Genomic DNA, 9,277 nt, shown 5'->3' on the forward strand with positions numbered 1-9,277 from the left:
TTATGGAAGAGCAGGATAAACTTAAAATTCTTAAAGAACTTCTTTTTACAGAAGAACATGAATTTGCTGATTCTATTGCTCAAAAAATTGACGATTTAACAAAAATTGTACATCAAAAAAAAGAGCTCTCACATAAAGTTGATCCTATTATTGATGATAAATTACAAGAATTTGTTTTAGAAATCCCCAAAACTTTAGGACCTACTATTACTGAGACTTTACGAGAAGAAATCAAAAATTCTCAAGACGCTGTAGTAGAAGCTTTATTTCCTATCATTGGTAAGATGATTAAGAAATATATAGCTCACGAAATGAAATTACTAAGTGAAAATATTAGTAGAAAAACTAAAAAAGCATTTTCATTTAAAAGTTGGTTTCAACGAACCAAAGCTAAAGCTCAGGGAGTTAGCGATGGCGATTTGGCAATAAATGAATATGCAAAACCCCGGTTGATCCAAATGTTTGTGATCGAAAAAAACTCTGGTATATTACTGGCTGATTATAGTCCGCTATCAAAAGATACTATAGATAAAGAAATGATTGCAGGCATGCTTACAGCAATAAAAAGTTTTGTCGAAGATGCTTTTCATGGCGGGGATCAAAACCTGGAGCTTATAGAGTATGAGCTATATACCATACATATTCAAAATTTTTATTCTTACTATGTTGCCGCAGTAATATCCGGAGCGTATAATATGATGTTCAAAGAGGTTTTGGAAGACCAAATTATAGATTTTGCCAAAAACAATATATCGAGTAAAGATTTAGAGAACAGTATCCTTTTTACTAAAAAATTAAAAAAATATTTTGCAGATGAAATTGTCTAAAAAAGTAGTGCTTTTAGGACACTTTGGTGTTGGGAAAACATCGTTATTCAGACGTTTTATTGACAACGAATTTTCTGAAGAATACAAAGTAACTCTTGGAGTACAGATCAAAAAGAAAATAGTACTATTGCCGGATGGCAGAGAATTATCTATGATAATTTGGGATACAGAGGGGCATTCTAACGGTATTGAAGACACCAGAAAATCATATCTCCTTGGTTCTCATGCTTTTATTTATGTTTTTGATGTAACCAGACCAGAAACTTATGCAACACTTAATCAAGATCTGGAATATCTTAAAGAAAATTACATCAAAATACCCGCCAAAATATTGGGCAACAAACTGGATCTGGTAAATGAAAAAGAAATTATCAATCACCTTACCACACAAAATATTCATTTTGATTGTCTGGCTAGCGCAAAAACCAATAAAAATGTTCAGGATTTCTTTACTGATCTGGCAAAAGAAATAACTAAGTAAGTATGGCAATACACCCAAACGACCATCTACAATTTAATCCACAAACACAAGTCATCAATCTTGATAATGATGGTTTTATCAAAAAAACGGATAAACATATTTTTAATTGGCCAAAAGGCACATCTATTTTTGATGCCCATCCCTTTTTTGAAATCTTAAGGGATTTTGAACAGAACAATTTTTTTGAAGAAAAAACAGTAAATTTTCCTTGTATTCATATAGAAGATAGTAAAGTCGAAAAGATTTGTGACATTACTTTTACTCTAGAAAAACAAGAAGTTGTTATTATTCTTTTTAATTATACTACAAAATATAAAGACTTAAATCAAATTGCACAACAAAAAAACGAGTCTATTTTGCTTGCTCGCGAATTAGAACTAAAAAATAAATACCTATTAGAAAAAGAAGAGTTTAAAAATAGTTTTATAGCAAACATAAATCATGAAATACGAACTCCTTTAACAAGTATCCTGGGGTTTGTAGAAGTACTTGAAAGAACAAAATTAACGTTTGAACAAGAAGAACTTGCAAGAATTATTAAACGAGAAAGTCTGCATCTTAATGCACTTATAGATGATATGATTGATCTTTCTAAGATTGAATCCGGAAAGTTAAAGGTTGTAGAAGAACGTTTCTCTTTTCCTAATTTAATAAATGGTTTTAAAGAATCTTATTCTAAAATAGCAGAAGAAAAACAAATTAACTTTGAAACCAATATTGACCCTAACATACAAGAATACCTTATAGGGGATAGCACCAGAATATTTCAAATCTTAAATAATATTCTCACAAACGCCTTTAAGTTTACTGAAGAAGGTAAAATTGTTTTTTCTGTTATCAAAAATTATCAGCGAACCAACAAGCTAAGTCTTAACTTTAAAATTGAAGATACCGGAATTGGGATTCTGGAAGAAAATCTACCATATCTTTTTGAACGATTTACTCGTTTTAATACCGATAAACGGATCTCTGGAACCGGGCTTGGACTTGCAATTGTAAAAAATCTAGTCGACCTATTAAACGGCGAAATTAAGGTAACCAGCACTTTAGAAAAAGGAACCTCTGTTAACATAAAACTTCCTTTTAAATTTGAAGTCACAAAAGCAACTCCCGAACGTAAAAAGAAAAAATATACCCTTCCAAAGAGCACCACAAAATTCAGGATCCTGGTAGTCGAAGACGAAGAGATAACCCAGTATTTGATCATGAAAGTTTTGATCTCTCAAGGCACTTTTTTTGTTGATATAGCTATTAATGGAGAAGAGGCTATAAAATATATAGAACGCCGAAAATATGACCTGATCTTAATGGATCTTAATATTTCCAAGATAGATGGCTATCAGGTTACGCATATAATTAGAAACAATTACGGTGACAAATTTATTTCTGAAATACCAATTATAGGTTTTTCTGGAAAATCTAATGATATTGCCAGGGACAAATGTATACGATCAGGAATGGACGATTTTATATCCAAACCTTTTGAACAAGAAGAACTGATTTATAAAATAACAAAACAAATAGCAAAAAAGGCTGCCGATTAGGAGCCTTTTTGTTATTATATAAAATAATCAAAGAAATTAATTATACCATTTAACTTTGAAATCATGCATATAAAAATAATTTATCAGGCTATTTCAAAGCTAAAACAGTGTTTTATCTATTCATGTTTTTGATTTCATCTGCAAAAGTGTCTGCATCTACTCCTTGGTCTACCAAACTTAATGCTTTATCTACAACAAATTTTGCGTTTTCAGATTTAAACCCTAAACCTATACTCAATTTTACTAATAAGGCCACCTGATCCTCTCCTTTGATATGATCTGCATAAACCATTCTGGACAAATCATACAATCTCTCTAATCTACTATCATAGCTTACAGGCGGATTTATAGGATGGGTCTTGTAGTCTTTTAAAATTTCTTTATAATGATTTTCAGAAATTTCCAGTTTTCTGGCCAATCTATCCAAAAAAGCTTTCTCTTCATCAGTAATCACTCCATCGCTCATTGCTACTCTTACAATTGCTGCAAAATGGTCTTGGTTTCTTTTCTGAAATCCACTATCAAATAAATCAGATATTGACATTGTATACTTTGTTTAATTTGGCTGCAAATATAACTAAACTATATGCCTTTTAAAATTTAAAACAGCGCTTTTTTAGTGAAAACGATTCTTAGTGTCTCTTTAGATCAAAAAATCGGAAATTCTACTCACCTGAATATACTATTCCTAATCAATAACCTCGAAGCAAGCCTAAGAGAATTAAATTCCACAATGTGGATTAAAAAAACAACTATCTATAACCTGTATCTTCCAAAATGCATTTACTAAATAGATAGTATCACATACAAAAAGATACTTTTTTGGTTAGTACTTGATTTTAGTTTGATTTTACATTTCGAAAAACCCTTTGTTTAAAAGGAATACAAGCTATTTTTATTTTTTGGCATGGCAATTGTTTATTTGAATCAAAACAAAGATTATTATTAATTTAAAAATACGAGATATGAAAACTACATACATCTTTACATTACAACTAAACATTAAACCTTTTATTAATTTTTTGAAAGAGCTGCCTGCTTCTTCCAGCTATGCTATACACAGGTAAATAATGAGTTGGCAAAAAATGCTCTATTTAGATAAAAGGGCACAAAAACAATAAAAAGCGAGATCAAAAATAGACTCGCTTTTTTATGGGTATCGTTTCCAAAATATTTGTCGATTATTTACCGCCAGATATCTTAAAAACAAAACAGCCACATCTTATAAACGTGACTGTCTTTACTATATTTCTTACTCTTACCGCTTACTCAATACGGCACGGAAAACATTTCCGCGATATCATATCCGAGCGATCTGGGTTAAACTTAAAACTTTATAAAAAAACAAAACCACAACCTATGACAAAAATAGATCGTGGCTATTTACTATATTTTAACTTCTCAGCTTTAAACATTGCTCGAAGTCAGGAGAAATTCGCGCAGCATCCTAACTTTTATTTTTAACCACTCTTTGCAGAGCGGGGCAAAAATTATTGATGCTTTTATACGCGATACCAAAACAAAAAAAGCATACTCTGCATAAAAAAACAGCCACAACCTATTTTACAAGATCGTGACTGTTTTGTTATTTCCTTACTCCTGTCTTGCCAATCTTTGACGGCACGAGCCTAGAGCCATCGCGCTAGCCGTTACTTATTTTCGCTCGCGCCAACCGGGGATGACAATCGCAAGGATATTGCCAAAACCGATACCATACCATTTCTAATGGTAATTTGTTTTATTTCAGAATTTTCGCTTTGTTGACTAAAACATTCCATACAATATTGGGACATTAGAATTATGGTCAGTTTTATTTTGTTCATTGTATACTCTTTTATGATATTTATTCTAATCTTCTTGAGCCCATTATAAGTTAGACAACATTTCTTCTTTTAGTTTATCAAGAGTGGTGGCTATCTCTTTGCAGGAAACTGTAATAGTTCTTGATGTTGTTGTGGCTGTATCTTGGTTTTTTTATTTTTTTTGTACGGTTTGTACAATTATTGGAGGCTTGTCTAGAAATGTTAAAGCTTTTTTTCAGCTAGGCACCCTCGTTAGCTTGCTTTAAGGTAGTGGGTTAAAAGTAATACCGTTTTAGAAATTTATATCCAAAGAAAACATAAAATAACGAGGGATCAAATTGCTTTGAAAAACCGTGGTAAAATAGTCAGAATTTTCTACCTGTTGGAAGACACGATTATCCAGCAGGTTTTTGCCTAGTAAACGGCCTGATATCCATTTGATTTTTTTTGGTCGATATTGTATGCTGAAATCTAAAAAAGAAAAATCTTGATTATTTTTTAGATTAGGTCTAAAATAGTAGTAAAATAATGTAAACATCCAGTTTTTATTTGGCTTGATAATGGTTTTAAATGTATTTGTAATTGAAGAATTTGTGTTTTTTAACTGTTCTGTTGTAATAAAATAAGAAGACACATTATATGTAATGTTATTTTCAAAATTTACAGGAATCCTAAACGCAGTTTTAGCAAATAAACCACCACTATAATTTCTAGATTGAGCATCTCTTAATTCTGATTGATTAACGATATTCTTAAAATTAGAAATGCTATATTGAGAAGTATGCTTTACTGTGGTTTTTAAAAAGCGTATATATCTTGCAATAGAAGCCGTCATATGCCAATCAATCACCGTAACTGGAGATTGAAAATACGTAATACTTGTATAATTGGGATTAACCTCTATGTTTGATAAGTATATATTTTTTCTGTTCGTATGATTTATGGCTAGATTGGTTTCTATATTTTTTTGTAAATCGTTTATACGGTAGCTTATCGTATACTTTTGTAACTTCTCTACATTTAAAGAAGTTACATTTTTACGTAAAGACCTATTATTGGTAACAATACTATTTGTGAAAAGAAAATTTTCTTTAGGTGTATTTTGTTTATATTCTCCAAAGAATCTTAATTTAGAAATGGTGTTAATATGATACACGGTATTCAATGATGGTTCTATATTATAAATATGCTTATCTGTATTTTGTATAGTATTTAAATGATCTTCTATATGTTGATATATATAATTTAAAGTTAATGAAGGTTCTAGTTCCCATACTTTATTCTTATATGCTAATGAATATAGGGTATAGTAATTAGTCTTTTTGTATGTAAAGTCATTTTGAAATTCGGGAAGATTGATTTCATTTTCTAGCAAAGATGATTGAAAAGGGGTATCATTATGCTCCATTCCTAAGGTTAAAGCATACTTGATTTTGTTTTTTTTGCCTAATAGGATCAAATGGTTTTGTAAAGATTCTTTTCTATTTTCGCTAAATTGGGAATATAAATTAGTGCTACCCTCTTCTGATAGAAAATTACCGAATGTATTAAACTTTTGAGGAACGTTGTTTCTAGCATATACAGATTTGAACTGTAACGCCTGCGAAGTTCCCAATTTGTTGGTAACCTGTAATATGTTTTTCCAGAAAAAATCGTTAGTTTTTAATTGTGTTGTAGCGGTTGTCTCCAGATTTTTGGTTAAATGATTTTGAGATGTAATAACCTCTTCACCAACTGAAGTGTCAAACTCAACCAATGATTTTTCAGAAACATTGTAAGTCAATTTTAAATCTAATCGCTTATTTTGAGGTGTTTTAATAATACTTGTACGATCAGAATATCTAATCAATTCTTCTCCTGTATTGTATTGATTTTGATATAATTCTTGTCTCAAAAATTCGTCCTTTATATAATATATATTCGATTTCATTTTTAGTCTGGGTGACAATCGATAGATAACATTATAATTACCAGACCACTCTTTATTAATACGGATTCTGGCACTTCCCAAAATACTGTTGATAGGGCTTGGGTTTATGATCTTAGTGCTATAAAGATTACTATTTGCAATATCTTCGACGCTTAGCGCACCAGAAAAATAATCAAAAGGGGTTTTATTAAGTCCAATCGTATTAAAAGAAAATACCCCAAAAGATTTTATTTTTTTTGCAACTCCCAAAATTGTGGATGACATATCATAATAAGGTTTATTGCCATAACCATATCCAGCGTCGGCAGTACCAGAATAATCTACTTTTCCTTTTTTGAGTTTAAGGTTAAGTGCCACGTTATCAGAATTTTCTATTCCTTTAAGCAATGGATTTTTAGAGTAATGCTCTATCGCTTCAATTTGTTCTACTATGTCAACGGTAATGTTTTTGGTTCCCATAGTATAATTAGCACCAAACAAGTCATCTCCATCCAGTTGTACTGCTTCGACATCTTTACCACGATACTTAATTCTACCATCTCCTGTTACTTCTACCCCGGGAAGTTTCTTAAGTAAATCTTCTACTTTTCGCTCTGTACCATCTTTATACGCTTCTGGGTTAAAAACAACTGTATCTTTTTTGATTTCGAATTTTTTGCGCTCGGCTATAATAACTTCATCTAGTTCAGTAACTTTTGGAGTAAGCATGAAATTAAAAAGAAATTTTTTGTCTGCTATTGGGGTAACAATACTATCTACAGTTTTTTTATAATTAAGTGCATTTGCTTCTATATATATGATGTTTTTATATTCTTTTTTTAAAATACATGTAAATGCTCCTTCTTCATTCGTTAAAAAAAATTCTGAAATAGCATAAGTACCTTTTGTTTTTTTAATAAGAATAGTAGCTTTTGGGATTGCCTTGCCAAAATTATCTAATACAACTCCACTAATTTGTTGTGAATAAGAGGATATAAAACTTATTTTTATAAAAACAAAAAGAAACCATTTTTTTATACTCATTGATTAATTTTTTCTAATTCTTCCCAGGCGCCTTCTGGAACATCAATAAAATAATCAAAGAAATAATTTGGCTCATATTTCACACTGTAGTCACTTTCATACCCATCTTCTTTTGCCCATCGGGCAGCAATTTCTGCAGTTTTTGCCAATTGATAGATTTTTTTATCTATCATACTTTGTATAGCCTCCTTTTCATACTCTTGGTATGTCATTACCTTTTTGGTGGTAAAAAAATCTTTATGAAAGTCAAAAACTTTTTTGTTTTCTGATTTACTAATGTTTAATAATTTTAAATTTATCCTTATTTCATTTACTAAATGAGTATCATACACATAAGCTTCTATCACCATTCCCGGTAATCCGTTTAAACGCATAGGACCAAAACTGATAGGTACTTCTGTCGTAAACCATATTACATTTTTTCTACCATGAAGATCGAGTGTAGCTTTTTGACAATTGTATTCGCCAATTTTTTTTGTTTCATCGCTAAATTTCCAATCTAGCACCTCGGCGTCAAACTTATATACAAATTCTCGCTCCGCTATACCAAGAGATCTTATATATACTTCTTTGGTAGTAGAATAGGTAAAAGTAGATAATTCATCATTATTGATAATCGATGCGCTTATCGTATTAGGATCATCGTTTTCTAATATCTTTACTTCGGATTCTCGCTCATCTTTAACCTTAAAAACTGCTTCGGCGCCATTTACCAAAAGATCGACGGTAGATGTATTCCCAAATAAATCCTCATATTCATATTCTAATACATACGATTGTTGGGCTAGCGTCAATCCATAGCTAAATAGTGTAACGAGTATAATGCTTATTTTTTTCATTTTATTCTCTTTGGTATTATGTAAAAATTGTCAAAAGTTATTTTGGTCTATATCATTATTCATTTCAAAACCTTAACTATAAGTAGGGCATAAACATAATGAAAAGTTTATGCCCAATAGTTATGGACTAACTCTTATTGCAATTGATTCATTGCAATTTCTCTAGCTCTGGCACAAGTTGCTGCAGTTCCTGTCGCTACAATTAAGCCATCTCTCCTAAAATGAACCGTACATTGATATACATCCAATTCAATAATTTCTATAGTATACGTATCACTAGCATCTGTTTGTACATCCAAATCATTATTGGTAGCATTGGCAAAGCTTATCATTGTTGTGGCTAAGAATAGCCCTAAAATTACTTTTTTCATTTTTAAAAAATTAAAGATTAATAAATAATTTGTACCTACTCTATTATCAAAGGCTTTTCGGTTGCCGCCAGATCGCTGCGCAACGATTTTTATTCTCTTCCTTTAGAACAATTTTACAACATCATAGATCTTATCTATTTCTTCAGCAGAAAAGGTATTAGGATCATAGTGCTATGTATTCAAGTTTATTTTATACAGTGTTTTTGTTGATGAACTCATAGTAGTATGATTTATATACTTTGTTTTAGTGAATGTTATAACTCGATGAAATGTTACCTCCTTTTTTTGAAAAAAATGAAAAAAAATATTAACACAATGATTTACAGTTGCATACATAAAATATTTTTTTCCTTTGACAAGATTACTACATCATAATATCATTTTTTGATGCTCTAAATATTTTTTTTATACCATTTCTTAATTAAAAATACTGTTATATGCGGTTATTAAGTATTGGTGA

8 protein-coding genes are annotated in these 9,277 nt (G+C 30.6%); 3 read left to right on the plus strand and 5 right to left on the minus strand.

Annotation, left to right across the window (positions count from 1 at the left end; all coding sequences use genetic code 11):
• Positions 1–2 precede the first annotated feature (2 nt).
• The 3 genes from ACZIYX_RS15835 to ACZIYX_RS15845 are packed head-to-tail and all read left to right on the plus strand — an operon-like array spanning position 3 to position 2,852.
• Positions 3–827, plus strand: a complete 825-nt coding sequence (locus tag ACZIYX_RS15835; protein WP_462683223.1) for a cell envelope biogenesis protein OmpA — start codon at positions 3–5, stop codon at positions 825–827.
• A complete protein-coding gene (locus tag ACZIYX_RS15840; protein ID WP_462683224.1) occupies positions 814–1,308 on the plus strand; it encodes a Rab family GTPase in 495 nt (164 codons plus the stop codon). Before ACZIYX_RS15835 ends, ACZIYX_RS15840 begins: the two co-directional genes overlap by 14 nt.
• A gap of 2 nt (positions 1,309–1,310) precedes the next feature.
• Positions 1,311–2,852, plus strand: coding sequence for an ATP-binding response regulator (locus ACZIYX_RS15845; protein ID WP_462683225.1), 1,542 nt, complete (start codon positions 1,311–1,313; stop codon positions 2,850–2,852).
• Positions 2,853–2,964: 112 nt separating this feature from the next.
• Here the strand turns inward: ACZIYX_RS15845 and ACZIYX_RS15850 are convergent, their stop codons facing one another.
• The 5 genes from ACZIYX_RS15850 to ACZIYX_RS15870 form a co-directional block, all read right to left on the minus strand.
• Positions 2,965–3,396: a TerB family tellurite resistance protein gene (locus ACZIYX_RS15850; protein ID WP_462683226.1), complete on the minus strand. Its 432-nt coding sequence runs from the start codon at positions 3,394–3,396 to the stop codon at positions 2,965–2,967.
• Between the two features lie 1,105 nt (positions 3,397–4,501).
• Positions 4,502–4,675: a hypothetical protein gene (locus ACZIYX_RS15855; protein ID WP_462683227.1), complete on the minus strand. Its 174-nt coding sequence runs from the start codon at positions 4,673–4,675 to the stop codon at positions 4,502–4,504.
• Positions 4,676–4,946: 271 nt separating this feature from the next.
• A complete protein-coding gene (locus tag ACZIYX_RS15860) occupies positions 4,947–7,607 on the minus strand; it encodes a TonB-dependent receptor (protein ID WP_462683228.1) in 2,661 nt (886 codons plus the stop codon).
• On the minus strand, positions 7,604–8,446 hold the full coding sequence (locus tag ACZIYX_RS15865; RefSeq protein WP_462683229.1) for a GLPGLI family protein: 843 nt from the start codon (positions 8,444–8,446) through the stop codon (positions 7,604–7,606). The genes ACZIYX_RS15860 and ACZIYX_RS15865 overlap by 4 nt, the downstream gene beginning before the upstream one ends.
• A 134-nt stretch (positions 8,447–8,580) precedes the next feature.
• Entirely contained in the window at positions 8,581–8,817 is a 237-nt protein-coding gene (locus tag ACZIYX_RS15870) for a hypothetical protein (RefSeq protein WP_462683230.1), read from the minus strand.
• Positions 8,818–9,277 lie beyond the last annotated feature (460 nt).

It is taken from the genome of Aquimarina sp. (assembly GCF_977115655.1).